Origin of the sequence: Serratia sp. H1w (assembly GCF_000633355.1) — a bacterium.
Classification (GTDB): Bacteria; Pseudomonadota; Gammaproteobacteria; order Enterobacterales; family Enterobacteriaceae; genus Chania.
In genome coordinates, this window is the sequence record NZ_AYMQ01000055.1 from 53,805 (window position 1) to 75,773 (window position 21,969).

Genomic DNA, 21,969 nt, shown 5'->3' on the forward strand with positions numbered 1-21,969 from the left:
TTTTTCACTCAACTCGTTAACTTGCGCAGCGACTCCCCGGCCATAAACGCCTGGATGTCGGCTACCGCTTCACTGAAATAGGTACGGTAATTGTCATCCGCCACATAGCCCACATGCGGGGTAGCAAGTACATTAGGCAAACGGCGCAGTGGGTGGTCGGCAGGCAGCGGTTCGACTTCAAACACATCCAGCCCGGCACCGGCGATCTGCCCGGATTGCAGCGCTTCCACCAACGCTTGCTGATCGACAATCGCCGCGCGTGAGGTATTGATCAGGAACGCGCTATTTTTCATCTGTGCCAGCGCCTGGCGGTCGATCAGCTCACGGCTGCGATCGCTCAGCACCAGATGAACGGAAACAAAGTCGCTCACTGCCAGCAACGCCTGTTTTGACTCGGCAAGCTGCACGCCGAACTCTTGTGCTCTTTCCGCCGTCAGATTCTGGCTCCAGGCCACCACGTTCATCCCAAACGCCTGCGCCACTTTCGCCATCTGACCGCCGATCTTACCCAACCCCAGTAAACCTAACGTTTTGCCATGCAAGGTGACGCCGACATGCTGCTGCCAAGGCCCGTTGGCACGTAATCCGCTGTTTTCGGCCACCAGATGTTTAGCCAAACCAAGGATCAGCGCCCAGGTCAGTTCCATCGGCGCTGCAGATCCACTGGCGGTGCCACAAACCGTAACACCTTGCCTAGTCGCCGCTGGCAGACCGATAGAAGCATTGCGCATGCCTGAAGTGATCAGCAGTTGCAGCTTCGGCAAACGGGAGAGTAATGCGGCAGTGAACGGCGTGCGTTCCCGCATAATCACCACGATTTCACAGTCACTGATGCGACTCACCAGCTGATCCTCATCGTCAATATGCTCGCGCATGGAAAAGACGTCGACCTGCTCGCCGAGGACAGACCAATCCGCCATCGAAAGCGCCACACCTTGGTAATCATCAAGAATTGCACACTTCAATTTCATCGCTAACTCCCGGAAGACAGACGAAAAAAAACCGCCAACAAATGGCGGTTCAGTATAGATCATCTACGCAGGATCATTCAGACGGTTTACGGCTATGCGGACGGCGCGATGGAGCACCTGAACGCGGTTTGCCTTCGCCTTGCGGACGAGCACTGCCGCCGCCGCGATTTTCACGCTGACCGCCGCCGTTGCCACTACGCTGGCCGCCACCATTCCCCGTGCGCGGAGCACCGCCGCCGTTACCACGTGGAGCACCACGGCCACCGCCAGCCTGACGGCCATTGATGATCGGCTCAGCCTTGATGCTTGGATCTGGCTCATAGCCTGGCAGGGCAATACGTGGAATTTCACGCTTGAGCAAGCGTTCGATATCCCGCAGCAGTTTGTGTTCATCCACGCAAACCAACGAGATCGCCTCACCTGTACGTTCAGCACGGCCAGTACGGCCAATGCGGTGGACGTAATCTTCCGGCACGTTTGGCAGCTCGTAGTTCACTACGTGTGGTAACTGATCGATATCCAGACCACGCGCGGCGATATCGGTAGCCACCAGCACGCGGATTTTACCGTCTTTAAAGTCTGCCAGTGCACGGGTACGGGCACCCTGACTTTTGTTGCCGTGGATAGCAGCAGCGGTGATGCCATCTTTATTCAGCTGTTCGGCCAAATGGTTGGCACCGTGCTTGGTACGGTTGAACACCAGTACCTGTTTCCAGTCACCTTCGCCGATCATCTGGGAAAGCAGTTCACGCTTGCGTCTCTTATCGACGAAGTGAACGCTCTGTTCAATCTGCTCGGAGGCGGTGTTGCGGCGCGCCACTTCTACCGACGCCGGGTTGGTCAGCAGTTTGCTGGCCAGCCCTTTGATCTCATCGGAGAAGGTGGCAGAGAACAGCAGGTTCTGACGCTTGGCAGGCAGCTTGGACAGCACACGGCGGATATCATGGATAAAGCCCATATCCAGCATGCGGTCGGCTTCGTCCAGCACCAGAATTTCAATTTTAGACAGATCAACCGCGTGCTGATGTTCCAGATCCAGCAGGCGACCCGGTGTTGCCACCAGAATGTCGACACCGCCGCGCAGTTTCATCATCTGCGGGTTGATGCTCACACCACCAAACACCACCAGCGAACGCAGGCGCAGGTGCTTGCTGTAAGCCTCAACGTTTTCGCCGATCTGTGCGGCCAGTTCACGGGTTGGCGTCAGGATCAACGCACGTACCGGACGGCGGCCTTTGATTGGGTGATCGTGTTTGCTCAGCAGCTGTAACAGCGGCAAGGTAAAACCGGCAGTTTTACCTGTACCGGTCTGGGCGCTGGCCATCAGGTCACGGCCTGCCAATACCACCGGGATTGCCTGGCGTTGAATTGGCGTAGGTTCGCGATAGCCCTGTTCTTCAACAGCGCGCAGAATTTCAGCACTTAAGCCGAGGGTTTCAAATGACATAGTAGAGAAAAACTCCAGATCCCCCCTAACCTAAACAAACGTTCGGTGCAGTTTCCGGGAGGATGATCAGACGGGGCATAAGGAGGTACTCGCACTTTTTTGCGGCACATCCTCGGCATGACCTCGAGGGATTGGCACAAACTGCAGTGCACCAAGCGCCAGAGTGTAGCAGAAATCCGAGCGGAAAAGATAATTTTACGTGTTTACCGCACATTTCTCCGATATCGCGAGTGACAAACAATAATATTCTGAGCTGTGGTTTACATTTCGTCCTGTCCAGACTAAAGTTAATCATATGATTGATTAACTTTTCAGGTCAACCAATGACTGCTGCAGAAAGCCAACCTGCCATTCCCCTGTCGCGCGGTGAACAAGCCCGCCAACAGCTGCTGGCCGCCGCGATTGAAGTGTTCGGCGAATACGGTATTTCAGGGGCTACCACGCGGCAAATCGCCCAACGCGCCGGGCAGAACATCGCCGCCATTACCTATTATTTCAACTCAAAAGAGGGGCTCTATCTTGCGGTGGCACAGTGGATTGCCGACTTTATCCAACAAAGTTTCCGTCCACTCAGCGAAGAGATCGAACGTTTCTACCAGCTGCCCGCAGAGCAACGCCAGCCAGAGCACTACCTGTACCATCTTAAAAGTGGGTTGTTAGCTTTCAGCCAACTGATGACCCAGCCCCACACGCTCAACCTGAGCAAGATCATGTCTCGCGAACAGCTTTCGCCCACCGATGCCTATCCGCTGATCCACCAGCAGGTAATAGCTCCACTGCACCACTTACTGTGTCGTCTGCTGTCGAGCTATACCGGCATCGATGCGCACTCTACCAAAATCGTGTTGCATACCCATGCGCTGATCGGCGAGGTGCTGGGCTTCCGCGTTGGCCGCGAAACCCTGCTACATCAGGCAGGTTGGCAGCAGATAGCGGCAGAAGAAGCCGAGCAGATTAGCGAGGTGCTGTCCGAACATATTGAGATCCTGCTCAACGGGCTACGTCAACGTTACGCCGTATAACTTTCCGTCTTACAAGCTGGGAGCGTTATGAACAAGAAAAGAGTTGCCATTCTGGGTGTCGTAATCGTGCTGATTGCCGCTGCGGCCTACGGTTTCTGGTATTACCAACGCCAGCAGGAAAAGCCCCTGACGCTGTATGGCAATGTCGATATCCGCACGGTGAATCTGGGCTTCCGGGTTAATGGCCGGTTGGCCACGCTGGCGGTCGACGAAGGGGATAACGTGCAGCCTGGGCAACTGCTGGGCAAGCTGGACAATGCCCCCTACCAGAACGCATTGCTACAGGCGCAGGCCAACGTAGCCAACGCCAAAGCCAAACTGGATTTATTGCAGGCTGGCTACCGTAATGAAGAGATCGCCCAAGTGCGTTCGGAAGTCGCCCAACGGCAATCGGCCTTCAGCTATGCCGACAGTTTCTTCCAGCGCCAGCAAGGGCTGTGGGCCAAAAAGGCCACCTCGGCCGATGCCCTGGAAGATGCCCGTACCGCGCGTAATCAGGCGCAGGCTAATTTGCAGGCCTCGAAAGACAAACTGGCGCAATACCTGTCCGGTAATCGCCCGCAGGAAATCGAACAGGCCAACGCCAATCTGGCACAGGCCGAAGCGGCATTGGCGCAGGCCCAGTTGGATTTGCATGACACGACCTTAGTCTCCCCTTCTGTCGGCACGGTCATGACGCGGGCCGTGGAGCCGGGCACCATGCTGAGCGCTGGCAGCACGGTCTTTACCCTGTCGTTGACACGTCCGGTCTGGGTGCGCGCCTACATTAATGAAACCAGCCTGGGCAAGGCCGCGCCGGGTAGCGAAGTCTTGATCGAGACCGACAGCCGCCCTGGCAAACCGTATCACGGCAAGATTGGCTTTGTTTCGCCCACCGCAGAGTTCACCCCCAAAAGCGTAGAAACGCCGGACCTGCGTACCGATCTGGTCTATCGCTTGCGGATCATCGTCAACGATGCCGATGATGCCTTGCGCCAAGGGATGCCGGTTACCGTCCATTTCGCACAGCAGTAAGGAACAGTGATGGCACAGGCACATACCATCGAGCTGGTCGCGTTGGAAAAACGCTTTCCATCACTCGATAAACCGGCGGTGGCCAGCCTGACGACCACCTTGCGCAGTGGCGCAGTTACCGGGCTGGTTGGCCCCGATGGCGCGGGTAAAACCACCCTGCTGCGTATGCTGGCGGGCTTGATGCAGCCCAGCAGCGGCAAGCTGACCGTCGCCGGGCTGGATCCGATCGTACAGGATCGCCAATTGCACGCCATTCTCGGCTACATGCCGCAGAAGTTCGGGCTGTATGAAGATCTGACGGTGATGGAAAACCTCACGCTGTATGCCGATCTGCGCGGCGTAACGGGCGATCTGCGTAAGCAAACCTTTGAGCGGTTGCTGACGTTTACCGATCTGACCCGCTTTACCGAACGACTGGCAGGCAAGCTTTCCGGCGGTATGAAACAGAAGCTCGGGCTGGCCTGTACGCTGCTTGGTCAGCCCCAGGTGCTGCTGCTGGATGAACCCGGCGTCGGCGTCGATCCCATTTCACGCCGCGAATTGTGGCGGATGGTGCACGAGCTGGCCAACGACGGCATGTTGATCCTGTGGAGCACCTCCTATCTCGACGAAGCCGAACAGTGCCGCGAAGTGCTGCTGATGAACGAGGGCGAATTACTGTTCAGCGGCGCCCCACAGGATCTGACCCAGCGTATGGCCGGCCGTACCATTTTGATCGATACTCCAGCCGGTAGCCATCGGGCACTATTGCAGCGCGCGATCTGTTTGCCTGCGGTCAGCGACGGCGTGATCCAGGGGAAATATCTACGGCTGATCCTCAAACCGGGTGAAGATCATCAACAAGTATTGCGCGATCTGGATCTGCCTGATGCCGAATTGACCGAGGCCGATCCGCGTTTTGAAGATGCATTTATCGATCTGCTTGGCGGTGGCCCAAACAGCAAATCGGCCCTGGCCGAGATCATGCCGACGGTCACGGGCGACAGCTCGGAAACGGTGATCGAAGCGCAGGGATTGACCAAAAAATTCGGCGATTTTGCGGCCACCGATCACGTGGATTTCAAGGTACAGCGCGGCGAGATCTTTGGCCTGCTCGGCCCCAACGGCGCAGGTAAATCCACCACCTTCAAGATGATGTGCGGCCTGTTGGTTCCCAGCGATGGCAAAGCGCTGGTGCTGGGCATGGATTTGAAAACCAGTTCTGGCAAGGCACGCCAACATCTGGGCTATATGGCGCAGAAATTCTCGCTGTACGGCAACCTGACGGTGGCGCAGAACCTGAAGTTTTTCTCCGGCGTTTATGGGCTAAGCGGCAAGAGCCAACGCGATAAAATCGACGAGATGTCTCGCGCCTTCAACTTCGGCCCGATCCTCGACCAAACGCCGGATTCACTGCCGCTTGGTTTTAAACAGCGGCTGGCGCTGGCTTGTGCGCTGATGCACGAGCCGGATATTCTGTTTCTTGATGAACCCACCTCGGGAGTCGATCCCCTCACCCGGCGCGAATTCTGGTTGCACATCAATGGCATGGTGGATAAAGGGGTGACGGTGATGGTCACCACCCACTTTATGGATGAAGCGGAATATTGCGATCGCATCGGTCTGGTGTATCGCGGAAAAATCATCGCCGCCGGCACGCCAGACGATCTCAAACAGCAGATTGCCAATGAACAAAATCCTAATCCTTCAATGGAGCAGGCGTTTATCGAACTGGTGCAAGGCTACGATCGGGAGGAAACGGCATGAGCAGCGACAACGGCTTTTCCTGGCGGCGATTGCGGGCGCTATGCCTGAAAGAAACCCGACAGATCCTGCGCGATCCCAGCAGCGGGTTGATCGCCTTCGTGATCCCGCTGATGCTGCTGTTTATCTTCGGCTACGGCATCAACCTGGATTCCAGCAAGCTGCGGTTGGGGATCCTGATGGAGCAACAGAGCGCAGAGGCGCGCGATCTGGCCAATGCCTTTATCGGTTCTCCCTACATTGAGCCGACCGTCAGCGATAACCGTCAGCAACTGATCCAGAAGATGCAGGCTGGCAGCATTCGTGGCCTGGTGGTGATCCCTAGCGATTTTGCCGAGCATCTGGCACGGCCCAACGATCGCGCCCCCTTGCAGGTAATTACCGACGGCAGCGAGCCCAATACCGCCAACTTCGTGCAGGGCTATACCCAAGGGATCTGGCAAATCTGGCAGCAACAGCGCGCCACCGATCTGGGGCGTGAAGACAAGCCGCTGATTGAAGTTCAGATGCGCTACTGGTTTAACCCGGCGGCCATCAGCCAGCACTTTATTATTCCGGGGGCCATCACCATTATCATGACGGTGATCGGTGCCATTCTGACTTCGTTGGTGATCGCCCGTGAATGGGAACGCGGCACCATGGAGGCGCTGCTCTCCACGCAGGTAACGCGCAGCGAACTGCTGCTTTCCAAGCTGGTGCCCTATTATTTTCTGGGCATGATCGCCATGGTGCTCTGCATGGTGGTTTCAGTGTTTGTGCTCGGCGTGCCCTACCGAGGTTCCTTGCTGCTGCTGTTCGTGATCAGCAGCCTGTTCCTGGCCAGTACGCTCGGCATGGGGTTGCTGATCTCGACCATCACACGCAACCAGTTTAACGCTGCAATGGTGGCGCTGAACGCCGCCTTTTTGCCATCGATTATGCTATCCGGGTTTATCTTCCAGATCGACAGCATGCCCGCCGTGGTACGCGCGGTGACCTATATCATTCCGGCGCGCTATTTTGTCAGTACGCTGCAAACTTTATTCCTGGCGGGCAATATCGGCACCGTACTGGTGATTAACCTGCTGTTTTTGATCGCCTCGGCGGTGGTGTTTATCGGCCTGACGGCCTGGAAAACCCAGCGGCGGCTGGATTAAGGGGAAGCCATGTTTCACCGTCTCTGGACGTTGATCGTCAAAGAAATGCAGTCGTTGCTGCGCGATCCACAGACCCGCGCCATTCTGATTATGCCAGTGCTGTTGCAGGTGGTGCTGTTTCCGTTCGCGGCCACGCTGGAAGTCACCAACGCCACTATCGCGGTGTACAGCGAAGACAGCGGCCAGCACTCCATTGAGCTGACGCAACGCCTGGCCAAGGCCAAGGCCTTCTCCCACGTGCTGTTATTACGCAGCCCGCAGGAGATCAGAACCACCATTGATAACCAGAAAGCGCTGCTGCTGGTACGTTTCCCGGCCAACTTCTCACGGGATATTGCCAGCGGTAATACCGCGCCATTGCAATTGCTCCTCGATGGTCGTAACTCCAACAGCGCACAGATTGCTGCCAACTATGTGCAACAAATCGTGCAGGACTATCAAAATGAGCTGATTGGCCAGCGTACCAAACCCAACAACAGCGAATTGGTGGTGCGCAACTGGTATAACCCGAACCTGGATTACAAATGGTTCGTAGTGCCTTCGCTGATCGCCATGATCACCACCATCGGCGTATTGATCGTGACCTCGCTTTCCGTAGCGCGCGAACGCGAGCAAGGCACTCTAGAGCAGTTATTAGTTTCCCCGTTGACGACCTGGCAGATCTTTATCGGCAAAGCGGTCCCGGCCCTGATCATTGCCACGTTCCAGGCCTCGATCGTGCTGTTTATCGGTATCTTTGCCTATCAGATCCCGTTTGCCGGTTCGCTGCTGCTGTTCTACGGCACCATGCTGGTTTATGGGCTGTCATTGGTGGGCTTCGGGCTGCTGATTTCTTCGCTGTGCGCGACACAGCAGCAGGCGTTTATCGGGGTATTTGTGTTTATGATGCCGGCGATACTGCTTTCCGGCTATGTCTCACCGGTGGAGAATATGCCGGTTTGGTTACAGCATCTCACCTGGGCCAACCCTATCCGCCACTTCACCGATATCACCAAGCAGACCTACCTCAAGGATGCGGGTTTCAGCATTATCTGGCATAGCCTGTGGCCACTACTGGCGATCACCGCCACCACTGGCAGCGCCGCTTATGCCATGTTCCGGCGCAAGATTGCCTGAATTTCGGGCGTAAAAAAACCGACGGGTGTAGTCGGTTTTTTTACTTTCCGGCACTGAGTTGGTGGCTCTGACCAGAGTGGAACGATCCTCATCTGACGATTAAATAATAGGCCTCGAGCGTTTATTTTTCAACACATGGGTATTTTTTCTGTATAAATTATAGTCAAATTATATATAGTCAGCGAGTTAGCTCTGGTGATAGTTCTTCTTCGGCATCCCGCCCAGTGCGGTATGAACGATTTAAAGCCCTGGCTGAAAGACGGGTGGTGCCGATTTCAGTGCTCTGGCCGGAGAGGGGCGATCCTCACCTGACAATGAAGATAGCCGTTGTGACAGGCAGTGTAGGAGCGAACTTCGGCGTTCTCTCTCCACTTGTGGAGAAACGGATGGAAACTTTTATTGATAAAGTTCTCATCGTTCTGAAAGCGCTGGTTGCGCTGCTGGAACTGATCCGCCGGTTTATCGATAGATAACGGCTGAAACGTAGCTAAGGCCGGGGGATGACCACTCTCCGGCCTTTAATATTTATAGAACAACAGACCACATCTGCAATGGCATCAATGCAAATACAAAAGGCCCTGCAAGCAGAGCCTTTTGTCAGTATTTTCGGGTATTAACGGCGGTTGCCGAAGATACGCAACAGCATCAGGAACAGGTTGATAAAATCGAGATACAGCGTTAATGCACCGACGATGGCGTATTTACGGAAGCTGTCTTTATCATCAGCATTCAGTTGTTCGCCCATCGCTTTCAGCTTCTGGGTGTCATACGCCGTCAGGCCGACAAACACCAGCACACCGATATAAGTGATTGCCCACATCAGCGCCGGGCTTTTCAGCCAGATATTCACCAGCGAAGCCAGCACAATCCCGATCAGCCCCATAAACAGCATGCTGCCGAAACCGCTCAGATCGCGCTTGGTGGTGTAGCCGTACAGGCTCATGGCACCAAACATACCCGCAGTAACCACGAAGGTACTGGCGATTGAGCTATAGGTGTAAGCAATAAAGATGCTCGATAAAGTCAGCCCGGTCAGCGCCGAATACAGCATAAACAGCGCGGTTGCCATGGTGCCGCTCAGGCGGTTAACCATGCCGGAAATCACGAATACCAGGCCAAACTGCAGGATAATCAGCCCGAAGAAGGTGATCTGGCTAGAGAATATAAAATTGATGATTGCAGGCGTATGCGCTGCGTACCAGGAAACAAACGCCGTCAACAGCAAGCCACAGGTCATCCAGCCATACACCTGCGCCATATAAGCCTGAATGCCGCTGTTGGCACGTTCAACGATCGAACCATTACGTGGATATCGGTCCATGACGGTTACCTTTTACATGTGAACTAAGTTTCGGGGAAAATTATCCCCTGCCTACGATAAGCGTATCACATAAAACACCGCGCGAAACGGACAAAGGTATTGATTTATTTCCGCTGTTGAGGCGCGATTTACCAACGCTTGGCGGCTTGTTTATCGCTATCGCGAGCCTCTACCCAGCGTTCCCCCTGCCCTGTGGCCTCACGTTTCCAGAAGGGAGCCCGGGTTTTCAGGTAATCCATAATGAATTGTGCCGCCTCGAAGGCCATGCTGCGGTGGGCGCTGGTCACGCCGACAAACACAATTTCATCGCCAGGGAATAAGTCACCGATGCGATGGATCACCGTTGCCCGCTGCAATGGCCAGCGGCTACGCGCCTCTGCAACGATCTCTTCCAGGGCTTTTTCAGTCATGCCGGGATAATGCTCCAACGACAACGCACTGACGTCATCCCCCAGATTGTGATTGCGCACTTTGCCGGTAAAGGTCACCACCGCGCCATCATCATCGCACTCTGCCAGCCACTGGTATTCTTCACCAACGTTAAAGGTTGCCTGGCCAACGCGGATACGAGTATTTTCCACTGTTAACCTCCGGTTACCGGTGGAAAGAAAGCAACTTCATCGCCAGCGTGCAGTGGGTGCTCTGCGGCCACCAGCGATTGGTTTACCGCCGTCAGCAATTTACCGGATTCCAACGCCAGCGCCCAACGTTCGCCACGCTCACACAGCGATTTACGCAGCTCTTCCACCGTCAGGTACTGCGCAGGCAGGCTCAGCGCACTGGTGCCCACCAGTTCACGCACCTGGGCAAAAAACAGAATATTGATCATAATTCCACCTTAAAATCACCGGACTTACCGCCGCTTTTCGCCAGCAGCCGTACCGGGCCAATTACCATATCTTTCTGCACCGCTTTGCACATGTCGTAGATGGTTAACGCAGCGACCGAAGCCGCGGTCAGCGCTTCCATTTCCACCCCGGTTTTACCGGTCAAACGGCAGCAGGTTTCGATGCGCACGCGGTTAAACTCCGGTTGCGCTTCGAGCTGTACTTCCACTTTGCTCAGCATCAGCGGATGGCAAAGCGGGATCAGTTCCCAAGTGCGTTTCGCTGCCTGGATACCGGCAATACGTGCCGTGGCGAATACGTCACCTTTATGATGGCTGCCGTCGATAATCATCGCCAGCGTGGCCGCCTGCATTTCAACAAAGGCTTCGGCACGGGCTTCACGCACCGTCTCCGCTTTGGCCGAGACATCGACCATATGGGCTTCGCCGGCGGCATTGATGTGAGTAAGCTGCGTCATGAGTTATTTCTTTAAATGAGGTAAGAAGTTGCACGGGCGATGGCGCGCGTCCAACTGTTCTTCAATGATACGTTCCCAGGCGGTACGACAGGCGCGGGTAGAACCCGGCATGGCAAAGATCACCGTCTGATTGGCAATACCGGCCACGGCGCGTGACTGAATGGTCGCCGTACCGATCTCTTCGAACGACACCATGCGGAACAGTTCGCCGAACCCTTCCACCTCGCGGTCGAACAGCGGTAACAGCGCTTCTGGCGTATTGTCCCCGGAGGTAAAGCCGGTGCCGCCATTAATCAGCACCACTTGCACGTCGTCGCTGGCAATCCACGCGGAAACCTGTGCACGGATCTGATAGATATTGTCTTTGACCAGGGCGCGCGCCACCACCTGATGACCGGTTTCAAGCGCTGCCTCTTGCAGATATTGGCCGGAGGTATCTTCCGCTTCAGTGCGGCGATCCGAGACGGTCAGAATGGCAATCTTTGCCGCAATAAATTCACTGCTGATCTTGCTCATTGTGTGTTGTGCTCCTTTTGTCGTAACCCCCTCACCCTAACCCTCTCCCACAGGGAGAGGGAACCGATCGAGTTAAGGCTAGCCACCGATAAACGATAGGTTCTGGGTGAGGCCGCTATTGCCCTGATGCAGGAAGTGGGTCTGCTTTTTGGTTTGCAGCCCGCTTTGAATGCGCATTTTCAGCTGTTCCAATTGGTCGTCATCCGCCAGCAGATCGCGCAGGGTTATACCTTGCTCACCAAACAGGCACAGATGCAGATTGCCGATGGCGGAAACCCGCAGGCGGTTGCAGCTGGCACAGAAATCTTTTTCGTACGGCATGATCAGCCCAATCTCGCCCTGATAATCCGGGTGGCTGAATACCTGCGCCGGGCCATCGCTGCGGCCACGGATTTGGCGCTGCCAACCCTGCTGCTCTAATTGCAGACGGATCACTTCGCCAGAAACATGGTGCTTGCGGAACAGATCGCTGCCATCACCGGTTTCCATCAGTTCGATAAACCGCAGTTGGATTGGCCGATCCTTGATCCATTGCAGGAAGCTGCCCAGTTGCTGATGATTAACATCACGCATCAGTACGGCATTCACCTTCACCTTGCTGTATCCGGCGGTAAAGGCGGCATCGATCCCCTCCATCACCTGGCGGAACTTGTCCTGACCGGTAATGGCATGAAACTGGCGTGCATCAAGGCTGTCTACGCTGACGTTAATCGCCGTAAGGCCCGCATCGCGCCAACTGGCCACGTCACGTGCCAGGCGATAGCCGTTGGTGGTGACAGCCAGAGTACGGATTGCCGGGTTTTCACGCACGGCGGCAATGATATCGGTAAAATCGCGGCGTAAAGAAGGCTCACCGCCGGTCAGGCGTACCTTTTCGGTACCCAAATCGGCGAAGGCACGGCTGACGCGCCGGATCTCATCCAGAGAGAGGAAGGTCTTCGGGCTGCCGCTGGGTTTATAGCCATCCGGCAGACAGTAGGTGCAACGAAAGTTACACACGTCGGTGATCGACAGGCGCAAATAATAGAATTTGCGCTCAAAAGCATCAATGAGTTGCGGCACCTGTAACACCTTCCAAATACGGGAGATGCGAGCGTTTCCACTCTGCACCCTGGTGGCTGACATCGCCACGGCCAGGGTACCCTATCGCTCCAAAGAACAACGTAGGCACCAAGGCTAGGAGTTTTGATCCCCTCCCCACTACCTCAAGTAGCCGGGACGAAACCGTGGTTTTCCAGAGAATTCTAGCGCTAAACAACTGCGATAGCCAATGTGGATTTACGCTATATACCTGTGTATACAGCGATTTTTCATCCTCTCAGGTCTGGATAACCATAATAAACAACCGTTACGCCAACGAATTGACCAGAATCACGCAAATCGCACTCTTTATCGCGTTTTTGCGCCAAATCCGCTACTTTAAGCAGGCAGTCTACCTACCCTGAGTTAAGGAATTTTATGCGTAACCGTACCCTGGCCGATCTTGATCGGGTCGTGGCATTAGGCGGTGGTCACGGTCTTGGCCGTGTGATGTCTTCACTGTCGTCGTTGGGTTCTCGCCTGACCGGCATTGTCACCACTACCGATAACGGCGGTTCTACCGGCCGCATCCGTCGTTCCGAAGGCGGCATTGCCTGGGGTGACACCCGTAATTGCCTCAATCAGCTCATTACCGAGCCTAGCGTCGCCTCGGCGATGTTTGAATACCGTTTTAGCGGCAATGGGGAGCTGGCTGGGCATAACCTGGGAAATCTGATGCTGAAAGCCTTGGATCACCTGAGCGTACGCCCGTTGGAGGCAATCAATCTGGTACGTAGCCTGCTGAAGGTCGACGCAGCGCTGATCCCGATGTCTGAACAGCCGGTCGATCTGATGGCTCACGATCATGAAGGGCATCAGGTTTATGGCGAAGTGAATATCGATCAGTTAAAGATCATGCCGCAAGAACTGATGCTCTCGCCACCGGTACATGCTACCCGCGAAGCGGTTGAAGCGATCGCGCAGGCCGATCTGATCCTGATCGGGCCAGGCAGTTTTCTGACCAGCCTGATGCCACTGTTGCTACTGGAAGATCTGACTCAGGCCCTACGCCGCAGCAGCGCCAATATGGTGTACATCGGAAACCTGGGCCGTGAACTGAGCGTCGCCGCTGCTGCCCTGACGCTGCAAGATAAACTGGCGCTGATGGAAGAAAAGATCGGTCGCAAAATGATCGACGCGGTCATTGTCGGCCCAGCGGTGGATACCAGCGCCATACAGGATCGCATTGTGGTGCAACAGCCGCTGGAAGCCAGCGATATCCCGTACCGCCACGATCGCCAGCTATTACGCCAGGCGCTGGATACCGCGTTGGTGGAACTGGCTAGCCGCGATTAATCCTGGCCACGGAGCCAAGGGTTATCGCTAACGCTGTCGATGTAGAGATCTTCTACCTGCTTGCGCGCCCACGGCGTGCGGCGTAAAAACTTGAGGCTGGATTTGATGCTCGGATCGCTGCTGAAGCAGTTGATGCGAATACGCTCTGCCAGCCCGCTCCAGCCATATTGTGCCACTAGCTTGTTCAGCAGTTGCTCCAGCGTGATGCCGTGTAACGGGTCTTTGGATGGGGTCATGGCGGCTACTCATCTCAATACTTGGGGCGCACACCTTAATCAGCAAACGGGCGTACGGCAAGAAAATTTACCAGGATCATACCACTTAATGCTTGTCTGCTGCCCCTCACCCCAACCCTCTCCCGAATTACAATCCGAGCATGTCATAAGCGAGTGTTTAGGGAGAGGGAGCTAGCACTGAGCCGCAGTTAAGTGCGGGAGTGAAACTGTAGCACGCTCAGTCCCCTCTCCTTTTGGGAGAGGGCTAGGGTGAGGGGCATCACTGCACGTTATGAAAGCGCGATAAACTTCTCGCGCAACTGGTGGATCTCATCACGCACCGCCGCGGCCTGTTCAAACTCCAGATTCTGCGCATGTGAATACATCTGTGCCTCCAGCTCCTGGATTTTTTGCTCCAGCGCTTTGGGGGTAAGCAGCTTGTACTGCGCCGCATTCTCTGCCGCTTTGCCCTTCCCTTTGTTTTTACCGCGGCTGCTTGGCTGCCCAAGTTGCAGAATATCCGAAATCTTCTTGTTCAAGCCCTTCGGCACGATGCCGTTGGCTTCGTTATGCGCCTGCTGCTTGGCACGGCGACGTTCCGTTTCGCCGATCGCCTTGGCCATCGAATCGGTGATCCGATCGCCATACAGGATCGCCTTGCCGTTCAGGTTTCGTGCCGCTCGACCGATGGTCTGAATCAGCGAGCGTTCAGAACGCAGGAAGCCTTCTTTGTCTGCGTCCAGGATCGCCACCAGCGACACCTCAGGCATGTCCAGACCTTCCCTTAACAGGTTGATGCCCACCAGCACGTCAAACTCACCAAGGCGCAAATCGCGGATGATTTCGACACGTTCGACCGTATCGATATCCGAGTGCAGGTAACGCACCCGCTCGCCGTGTTCTTCCAGGTATTCCGTCAGGTCTTCTGCCATACGCTTGGTCAACGTGGTGACCAGCACGCGTTCGTTGATGGCAACGCGCTTGCGGATCTCGGAAAGCAGATCGTCCACCTGAGTAGTGACCGGGCGTACTTCAACGATCGGATCCAGCAAGCCGGTTGGGCGCACCACCTGATCGATAATATCGCCGCCGGATTTCTCCAGCTCATATTTGCCCGGCGTGGCAGAGACGTAGATGGTCTGCGGTGCCGCAGCGGCAAACTCTTCAAAGCGCATCGGCCGGTTATCCAGCGCCGAAGGCAGGCGGAAGCCGTACTCCACCAGCGTTTCTTTACGCGAGCGGTCACCTTTGAACATGCCGCCGATCTGCGGGATGGTAACGTGGGATTCATCCACCACCAGCAAGCCGTCTGCCGGCAGATAGTCGAAAAGGGTTGGCGGTGGTTCGCCCTCGCCGCGCCCGGAAAGATAGCGCGAGTAGTTTTCGATACCGGAGCAGTAACCCAGCTCGTTCATCATTTCCAGATCGAACTGGGTACGCTGGGTCAGCCGCTGTTCCTCCAGCAGCTTGTTGTTTTCCAGCAGCACCTTGCGCCGCTGAGCCAATTCCACCTTGATCTCTTCCATCGCCTGCACGATACGTTCACGCGGGGTGACGTAGTGGGATTTGGGGTAGATGGTAAAGCGCGGTACCACCTGCTCAATCTGGCCGGTGAGCGGATCGAACAGCGACAGGCGTTCGACCTCTTCATCGAACAGCTCAACGCGCAGCGCCAGCTCGTCCGATTCCGCCGGGAAAATGTCGATCACTTCGCCACGCACGCGGAAGGTGGCACGCTGGAAAGCCTGATCGTTGCGGGTATATTGCAGCTCGGCCAGACGGCGCAGGATCGAACGCTGATCGATGATCATGCCCTTGGTCAGGTGCAGCATCATTTTCAGGTACAGATCCGGATCGCCCAAGCCGTAGATCGCGGAAACCGAGGCAACTACCACCACGTCCCGCCGCTCTAGCAGTGCTTTGGTGGCAGACAGACGCATCTGCTCGATATGCTCGTTGATCGAGGCATCTTTCTCGATAAAGGTATCGGAGCTCGGCACATAGGCTTCTGGCTGGTAGTAATCGTAATAGGAGACAAAATATTCCACCGCATTCTCGGGAAAGAACTCTTTCATCTCGCCATACAGCTGCGCCGCCAACGTCTTGTTGGGTGCCAGCACCATGGTGGGCCGGTTGAGATCGGCGATCACATTGGCGATGGTAAAGGTTTTACCTGAGCCGGTTACCCCCAGCAGCGTTTGGTGCGCCAGGCCGTCTTCCAGACCCTCTTCCAGCTTTTGGATGGCTTGCGGCTGATCGCCGGCCGGTTTGAATTCGGAATGCAGTTTGAAATGTTTGCTCATATCCCCATCATCTTTCAGGTTTGCGGCCAGACGGTAGCGGCCTAATTATGGAAAGACCGGAAGATTTCCGCCAGTGCGTATGATACTGGATATAAAACCAGCTTCAAGCGGATTTATACTCTTCGCGTCCGTTAACGGGGCGCGAGCGCACCGGCAAGGTGACAATATCATGACATTTTTATTGTCAATCACCGTGTTATCCCCAGATTGCGTCACGAATTAACTTTTGGCTCTAAGCTGGCTGAAAAACCGCTGATCGGTGCGTTAGCGTTACCCGTTGGCTTGATTTTAATTAACTTACTGATATTAAACTAATTTAATAAAAAGACGAGAATGCGGACAACCTGCGCACAACCCGCGCCCGCTCTCTGTTCACACCGCTTTTCTAAGTATAATGCACAAGGTTATCCACAGGAATAGTGGATAACTCTCACTACCCCATGGGGGGCGGGAGTTGCGGAAAGAAGACTTTTCCCAATCAAACGTCAACGGAGCCGGTTTTTTAGTTATTTTTTTACAATAATATTGCTTTGGTTATGCCGATTAATGCTAAAAGCCGTGATAACGAAAATTCTCTTTTAGCTATTTTGCCCTTCAGGGGTTGCAAGTTGCGGCAACAAGCTTTAAGGCCTGCACCAACAGCTTGCCGTACCGCACGGTAACGGTGCAAAAAACGTCCATGTTAACTTCCATGCCTTGGCAAAGCCTGTGCACATTGGGCTCAAACCAGTTAACAAAACAATAACAAACCGTGTTATTCGTTGCGCAACGCCTGGTGGCCTGGGAATTGCATTCCTTATTCAGGGGCGTTGCTTTGGCTGGAGAACCGTCAAATTTTGGCCAAAATCGGCTGGAACCTGCTCGGCCATCATCAGCGAAAAAGCGTAACGCGTGCCGAAAAGTCCCCTTAGAGCCGTCAAATGAACAGTAACGGCCATTTTCAACGCTAAACGATTCTATTTGGCCTGGATCTCATTAAGTGTATTCAGAGCCCGCATTTGCCACACCCGGGAGAGACACCGCTTGCTGCGGTCAACGTTATCCATACGTGAATATCGGTCTTGAGGAGATGCCAAATGTTAAGCTTACAAGCGGTGAACCAATATTATGGGCAGCAGCATACGCTGTGGGATGTCAGCCTTGAATTACCCCGTGGGCAATGCACTCTGTTGCTTGGCCGTAATGGGGTGGGGAAAACCACGCTAATCAATTGCATCATGGGACACCTGCCGATCGTCAGCGGCAGTATGACCTGGCAGTTGGCGGATGAACCGCCGCAAAACCTGTTACCGCAGCCGGTAGAAAACCGGGCGCTACTGGGCATCTGCTATGTGCCACAAGGACGGCAAATATTTTCCCAACTGAGCGTAGAAGAGAACTTGCAGGTGGCGCTGTTGGCCGGGCGGGACAAGGCTCGCCGCATTCCCTCCATCATTTACAGCCTGTTCCCTCGGCTGCAAGCTATGCGCATGCACCGTGCCGGTGACCTGTGCCAAAGCGAGCAACAACAGTTGGCGATCGGTCGCGCGCTGGTGCTGGAACCGGAGTTGCTGATCCTGGATGAGCCAACCGCGGGTGTGTCACCTTCTCTGGCGACGGAGATTGGTCTGGTGCTGCGCAAACTGAATCAGGAGTTGGGCATGACTATTTTGCTGGTTGAACATCAGCTGCCCTTTGCTCGCCATCTGGCCGATCGCTTCTGTCTGATGGATAAGGGGCGTAACGTGGCCAATGGCACCCTGGGGCAGTTGGATGAGAGTCTGATTGATACCTATCTGACGGTGTGATTCTGGCCCCTCCGTGGGCCATCTGAACTACGGCTGCAACCTGGCCAGGTCAAGATACTGCCCCAAAGCCTGCTGCTCTGCCTGCGGCAAATGAGGGATCTCGCCCAGCAGGGGCGCAGGCAACAGGCGATTAAGGGTGGCCAAGTATTCTGGATGGCGTTTTCCTGGAGGAGTGACATCATTGGCGATCCAGCCTGCCAAGGTCAGACCCGCCTGTTGGATCGCCTGCGCCGTCAGCAAAGCATGATTGATGCAGCCCAGCTTAATGCCCACCACCAGGATCACCGGTAGTTGCTCCTGCTGTACCCAGTCGGCAAAGGTGTCATGCTCTGAAAGCGGAGTGAACCAACCGCCAGCGCCTTCGACCAACAGCCAGTCAGCACGTTGTTCAAGCTGACGTAAACCAGTGGAGAGCCGCTCCAACGAGATGGGTCGCCCTTCGGCCTGGCTGACGATATGCGGCGAGGTCGGCTCGGCAAAGGTGTAAGGGTTCACTTCGGCGTAATCCAGCGCCACACTGCTGTTGCTTTGCAGTGCCAGCGCATCGCTGTTGCGTAATCCCTCGGGGGTCATCTCACTGCCTGACGCCACCGGTTTATAACCTGCACAGCGCCATCCTGCCGCGCTGGCGGCCTGTAGCAAGGCGCTGCTGGCCACGGTTTTGCCCACTTCGGTGTCGGTTCCGGTCACAAACCAGCGCTTAATCACGATAAATCACTCCATAAGCCAGATGATAACTGAGAGGAAGCTGCCCGCCCCGGCAAGGATAGGCTGCCTGCAATGCGGCAAGCCTCTGACGGGAAAGCAAACCAGCCTCACGCCCGTGATGCAGATGGGTCGCGCCGATGCCCTTTAGCGATCGCATCAGCGTCATCACGTCGGGATAACTGAGCGTTTGCCACTCTGCCGTAAGTTGGTGCCGGTATGGATGACAAGCGGCGGCTATCTGAGTGAGCGGCAGAAAGTCATTCACATGACGCTCGCCATCCACTTGCTGCCAGGCATCACCTAGCTCACGTAAAGCACCTTCCGCCAGGGTTGAAAACAGGATCAGTCCGCCGGGCCGCGTCACCCGATACAGTTCAGCCAGCGCAGCAGGCAGATCGCCGCACCATTGCACCACCAGGCTGCTAAAGCAGATATCCACGGATGCGTTGGGTAACGGGATGTGCTCGATATCCCCCAGCAGATAGCGATCCGCTGCTTGCCGTTGGCGGGCAAAATCCAGCATGCCCGGAGCCAGATCCAGCGCGCTGACCTGCTTGCCCAGTTCACGCCAGCGACGGCTGAAATAACCGGTGCCACAGCCTGCATCCAATACCCGTTGGCCTGGGTGAGACAGCCCCATCCCCAGTAAGCGTTCACCAACCTCTCGTTGCAGCACCGCTGCGGCATCATAACTCGCTGCGGCCCGGCTGAAGGCGGCTGCCACGGCCTGCTTGTTGACCGTCTCAATGGCAGACGTCATACAGCACCTCCAGCAAACGATCGATATCTTGCGCCTGATGCGCGGCGGTGAGCGTAATGCGTAATCTCGCACCACCTGGCGGCACCGTCGGCGGACGGATAGCGCTGACCCACAACCCTTGCTCTCGCAGGCGTTGCGCCAAATCCAGCGCCTGCTGGTTATCCCCAACCAGCAACGGTTGAATTGCTGTATCCGACTCGGTTAGCGCCAACGGCAATCCCGCCACTCCGGCACGAAAATGCTGGATGTGCTGTTGCAGTTGACCGCGCAGTTCATCCCCTTGCTGGATGCAGCGTAACGCTGCCTGTAAGGCACAGGCTTGGGCAGGTGGCATTGCGGTGCTGTAGATCAGATGGCGGGCGAATTGCAGCAGGTATTCCGCCAGCGGTTCATCGCAGAGGATAGCCGCGCCGCTAACACCGAATGCCTTGCCAAAGGTCACGACCAGTACTTCCGGGCGCACTCCTTGCTGCCAGCAACTGCCACGCCCCTGCTCGCCACGGACGCCAATGCCGTGCGCATCATCCACCATCAACCAGGCACCGGCCTGCTGCGTTAACCGATGCAGTTCGGCCAACGGCGCGCTGTCCCCGTCCATGCTGAATACCCCTTCGGTGATCGCTAGCTGTTGGCCAGCGCACTCTTTTTGCAGCAAGGTGGCCAACGCCTGTGGCTGGTTGTGCCGAAAGCGGCGGAGTTGCGCCGGTGAGTGAGTGGCCGCTTCCAATAAGGAGGCGTGGCTGAGCTTATCCGCCAGAATGCGATCGTCGGCCTGCATCAGGGCGGCCAGCAATGCCTGATTGGCCGCATAGCCGGAGATAAACAACAACGCACGTGGGTAGCCAAGCCAGTCTGCCAGTTGTTGCTCAAGCTCATGATGCGCATGGCAAAAACCGGTGACGTGGCCGGAGCCGCCGCTGCCAACGCCATATCGCTGTGCCCCCTGCTGCCAAGCGGCGATCACCTCAGGATGCTGACTAATGCCCAGATAATCGTTACCGGAAAAATTCACATAGCGCTGGCCGTCGAGCTGCAAATGGCGGCCATTGCCACCTTGATTCACCTGCCGTTGGCGATAAGCGGCAGCCCCTCGCCGTGCCTCCAACGCCTGTTCGATCCGTTGCTGCCAGCTCATTACAGCGCCGCGTTGTAGAATTCGGCGGTATCGGCGTGCAACAAGCGCTCGGTCAGCACCTGCTGCTGTTGATTGTCACCCTGTTCGGTGGCGGTTTGCTGCGGATTGAGGCCGAGCTTGCGGAACAGTTGCAGGTCCTTGTCCTCTTCCGGGTTTGGCGTGGTCAACAACTTGCAGCCATAGAAGATAGAGTTGGCCCCGGCCATAAAGCACATCGCCTGAGTCTGCTCACTCATTTGTTCACGGCCCGCCGACAGGCGGACGTAGGACGTTGGCATCATGATGCGGGCAATGGCAATAGTGCGGATAAAGTCGAACGGATCGACGTCATCATTATCGGCCAGCGGCGTGCCTTTCACCTTCACCAACATATTGATCGGCACACTCTCCGGCGGCTTGGGTAAATTCGCCAGTTGCACCAGCAGCCCGGCACGGTCACGTACCGTTTCACCCAGCCCGACAATGCCACCGGAACAGACTTTGATCCCGGCGTTACGCACCTTATCCAACGTGTCAAGACGCTCTTGATAGCTGCGGGTGGTGATGATATTGCCGTAGAATTCCGGTGAGGTATCCAGGTTATGGTTGTAATAATCCAGCCCCGCCTCCGCCAGCCGTTCTGCCTGCGCACCATCCAACGTTCCCAACGTCATGCAGGTTTCCATCCCCATCGCCTTGACGCCCTTTACCATCTGTTGCAGGTAAGGCATATCGCGCTCGTGCGGATTTTTCCAGGCGGCCCCCATGCAGAAACGGCTGGAACCGGCCGCTTTGGCCTTGCGTGCCGATTCCAGCACTTGTTCCACCTGCATCAACCGTTCGGACTCCAGACCGGTTTTATAACGCGAGCTTTGCGGACAATACTTACAATCTTCCGGGCAGGCACCGGTTTTGATCGACAGTAGCGTGCTGACCTGCACCTGTTGCGGATCAAAATGTTGGCGGTGAGTGGTTTGGGCTTCGAACAGCAGTTCAAGTAAGGGTTTATCAAACAGGGCCTGGGCTTGCCCCACTGTCCAGCGAATGCGATCGGCCATTGACGGCGTCTCCAAAAGGGAAAAAAGTGTCGTCAGTGTAGAGTTTGCGATTATACT

The 21,969-nt window shown here is 55.8% G+C and carries 22 protein-coding genes and 1 riboswitch; of the genes, 8 read left to right on the forward strand and 14 right to left on the reverse strand.

The genetic code is table 11. From position 1 onward, the window contains the following. Positions 1-8: 8 nt before the first annotated feature. Positions 9-971 carry a D-2-hydroxyacid dehydrogenase family protein gene (locus U869_RS0112875; RefSeq protein ID WP_025120199.1) on the reverse strand — a complete coding sequence of 321 codons (963 nt, stop codon included), beginning with the start codon at positions 969-971 and terminating at the stop codon, positions 9-11. Between the two features lie 73 nt (positions 972-1,044). Next, the gene (gene rhlE, locus U869_RS0112880; RefSeq protein WP_025120200.1) at positions 1,045-2,418 is read right to left on the reverse strand and encodes an ATP-dependent RNA helicase RhlE; all 1,374 of its coding nucleotides are present in this window, start codon (positions 2,416-2,418) and stop codon (positions 1,045-1,047) included. Between the two features lie 323 nt (positions 2,419-2,741). On the opposite strand from rhlE, the gene cecR reads away from it, so the two are divergent. The 6 genes from cecR to dinQ all read left to right on the forward strand — a co-directional run bounded on the left by cecR (position 2,742) and on the right by dinQ (position 8,922). Then, entirely contained in the window at positions 2,742-3,440 is a 699-nt protein-coding gene (gene cecR / locus U869_RS0112885) for a transcriptional regulator CecR (RefSeq protein ID WP_025120201.1), read from the forward strand. Positions 3,441-3,467: 27 nt separating this feature from the next. After that, the gene (gene hlyD / locus U869_RS0112890) at positions 3,468-4,454 is read left to right on the forward strand and encodes a secretion protein HlyD (protein WP_025120202.1); all 987 of its coding nucleotides are present in this window, start codon (positions 3,468-3,470) and stop codon (positions 4,452-4,454) included. 9 nt (positions 4,455-4,463) lie between these two features. Further along, positions 4,464-6,200 carry an ATP-binding cassette domain-containing protein gene (locus tag U869_RS0112895; RefSeq protein WP_029987377.1) on the forward strand — a complete coding sequence of 579 codons (1,737 nt, stop codon included), beginning with the start codon at positions 4,464-4,466 and terminating at the stop codon, positions 6,198-6,200. Then, positions 6,197-7,333, forward strand: a complete 1,137-nt coding sequence (locus U869_RS0112900; protein ID WP_025120204.1) for an ABC transporter permease — start codon at positions 6,197-6,199, stop codon at positions 7,331-7,333. The genes U869_RS0112895 and U869_RS0112900 overlap by 4 nt, the downstream gene beginning before the upstream one ends. Positions 7,334-7,342: 9 nt before the next feature. Continuing rightward, positions 7,343-8,449: an ABC transporter permease gene (locus tag U869_RS0112905; RefSeq protein WP_025120205.1), complete on the forward strand. Its 1,107-nt coding sequence runs from the start codon at positions 7,343-7,345 to the stop codon at positions 8,447-8,449. A gap of 224 nt (positions 8,450-8,673) precedes the next feature. Further along, on the forward strand, positions 8,674-8,922 hold the full coding sequence (gene dinQ / locus U869_RS32205) for a damage-inducible type I toxin DinQ (RefSeq protein WP_157834734.1): 249 nt from the start codon (positions 8,674-8,676) through the stop codon (positions 8,920-8,922). A gap of 140 nt (positions 8,923-9,062) precedes the next feature. On the opposite strand, the gene U869_RS0112915 is transcribed toward dinQ, so the two are convergent. The 6 genes from U869_RS0112915 to moaA form a co-directional block, all read right to left on the reverse strand. After that, the gene (locus tag U869_RS0112915) at positions 9,063-9,770 is read right to left on the reverse strand and encodes a Bax inhibitor-1/YccA family protein (protein ID WP_025120206.1); all 708 of its coding nucleotides are present in this window, start codon (positions 9,768-9,770) and stop codon (positions 9,063-9,065) included. Between the two features lie 128 nt (positions 9,771-9,898). Next, on the reverse strand, positions 9,899-10,351 hold the full coding sequence (gene moaE, locus U869_RS0112920) for a molybdopterin synthase catalytic subunit MoaE (RefSeq protein WP_025120207.1): 453 nt from the start codon (positions 10,349-10,351) through the stop codon (positions 9,899-9,901). A gap of 2 nt (positions 10,352-10,353) precedes the next feature. Beyond that, the gene (gene moaD / locus U869_RS0112925; protein ID WP_025120208.1) at positions 10,354-10,599 is read right to left on the reverse strand and encodes a molybdopterin synthase sulfur carrier subunit; all 246 of its coding nucleotides are present in this window, start codon (positions 10,597-10,599) and stop codon (positions 10,354-10,356) included. Beyond that, positions 10,596-11,075 (reverse strand): cyclic pyranopterin monophosphate synthase MoaC, encoded by a 480-nt coding sequence (gene moaC / locus U869_RS0112930; RefSeq protein ID WP_021180397.1) that lies wholly within the window; start codon positions 11,073-11,075, stop codon positions 10,596-10,598. The genes moaD and moaC overlap by 4 nt, the downstream gene beginning before the upstream one ends. 3 nt (positions 11,076-11,078) lie before the next feature. Next, complete coding sequence (moaB, locus tag U869_RS0112935) at positions 11,079-11,591, reverse strand: molybdenum cofactor biosynthesis protein B (protein ID WP_025120209.1); 513 nt, start codon at positions 11,589-11,591, stop codon at positions 11,079-11,081. Between the two features lie 78 nt (positions 11,592-11,669). Next, on the reverse strand, positions 11,670-12,653 hold the full coding sequence (gene moaA, locus U869_RS0112940; protein WP_025120210.1) for a GTP 3',8-cyclase MoaA: 984 nt from the start codon (positions 12,651-12,653) through the stop codon (positions 11,670-11,672). Continuing rightward, positions 12,644-12,786: riboswitch (molybdenum cofactor riboswitch) on the reverse strand. (Overlaps the previous gene by 10 nt.) Before the next feature lie 263 nt (positions 12,787-13,049). Between moaA and yvcK the strand changes: the two genes are divergently transcribed. Continuing rightward, positions 13,050-13,967, forward strand: coding sequence for a uridine diphosphate-N-acetylglucosamine-binding protein YvcK (gene yvcK / locus U869_RS0112945; RefSeq protein WP_025120211.1), 918 nt, complete (start codon positions 13,050-13,052; stop codon positions 13,965-13,967). Here yvcK and U869_RS0112950 read toward each other — a convergent pair. Both U869_RS0112950 and uvrB read right to left on the reverse strand, forming a co-directional pair. Further along, the gene (locus U869_RS0112950) at positions 13,964-14,203 is read right to left on the reverse strand and encodes a VF530 family DNA-binding protein (protein ID WP_025120212.1); all 240 of its coding nucleotides are present in this window, start codon (positions 14,201-14,203) and stop codon (positions 13,964-13,966) included. The two genes, yvcK and U869_RS0112950, sit on opposite strands and share 4 nt — an antisense overlap. 269 nt (positions 14,204-14,472) lie before the next feature. Then, positions 14,473-16,485: an excinuclease ABC subunit UvrB gene (gene uvrB, locus U869_RS0112955; RefSeq protein WP_025120213.1), complete on the reverse strand. Its 2,013-nt coding sequence runs from the start codon at positions 16,483-16,485 to the stop codon at positions 14,473-14,475. A 1,076-nt stretch (positions 16,486-17,561) separates the two neighbouring features. Here uvrB and U869_RS0112960 point away from each other — a divergent pair. After that, positions 17,562-18,272: an ABC transporter ATP-binding protein gene (locus U869_RS0112960; protein ID WP_025120214.1), complete on the forward strand. Its 711-nt coding sequence runs from the start codon at positions 17,562-17,564 to the stop codon at positions 18,270-18,272. Between the two features lie 27 nt (positions 18,273-18,299). On the opposite strand, the gene bioD is transcribed toward U869_RS0112960, so the two are convergent. From bioD to bioB, 4 genes are read right to left on the reverse strand one after another with little or no spacing between them, the layout of a single operon-like run. Beyond that, positions 18,300-18,980 carry a dethiobiotin synthase gene (bioD, locus tag U869_RS0112965; RefSeq protein ID WP_025120215.1) on the reverse strand — a complete coding sequence of 227 codons (681 nt, stop codon included), beginning with the start codon at positions 18,978-18,980 and terminating at the stop codon, positions 18,300-18,302. Further along, positions 18,973-19,740, reverse strand: coding sequence for a malonyl-ACP O-methyltransferase BioC (gene bioC, locus U869_RS0112970; RefSeq protein WP_025120216.1), 768 nt, complete (start codon positions 19,738-19,740; stop codon positions 18,973-18,975). The genes bioD and bioC overlap by 8 nt, the downstream gene beginning before the upstream one ends. Further along, a complete protein-coding gene (bioF, locus tag U869_RS0112975) occupies positions 19,724-20,875 on the reverse strand; it encodes an 8-amino-7-oxononanoate synthase (protein WP_025120217.1) in 1,152 nt (383 codons plus the stop codon). The genes bioC and bioF overlap by 17 nt, the downstream gene beginning before the upstream one ends. Next, positions 20,875-21,912, reverse strand: a complete 1,038-nt coding sequence (gene bioB / locus U869_RS0112980) for a biotin synthase BioB (RefSeq protein WP_025120218.1) — start codon at positions 21,910-21,912, stop codon at positions 20,875-20,877. The genes bioF and bioB overlap by 1 nt, the downstream gene beginning before the upstream one ends. Positions 21,913-21,969: the final 57 nt, after the last annotated feature.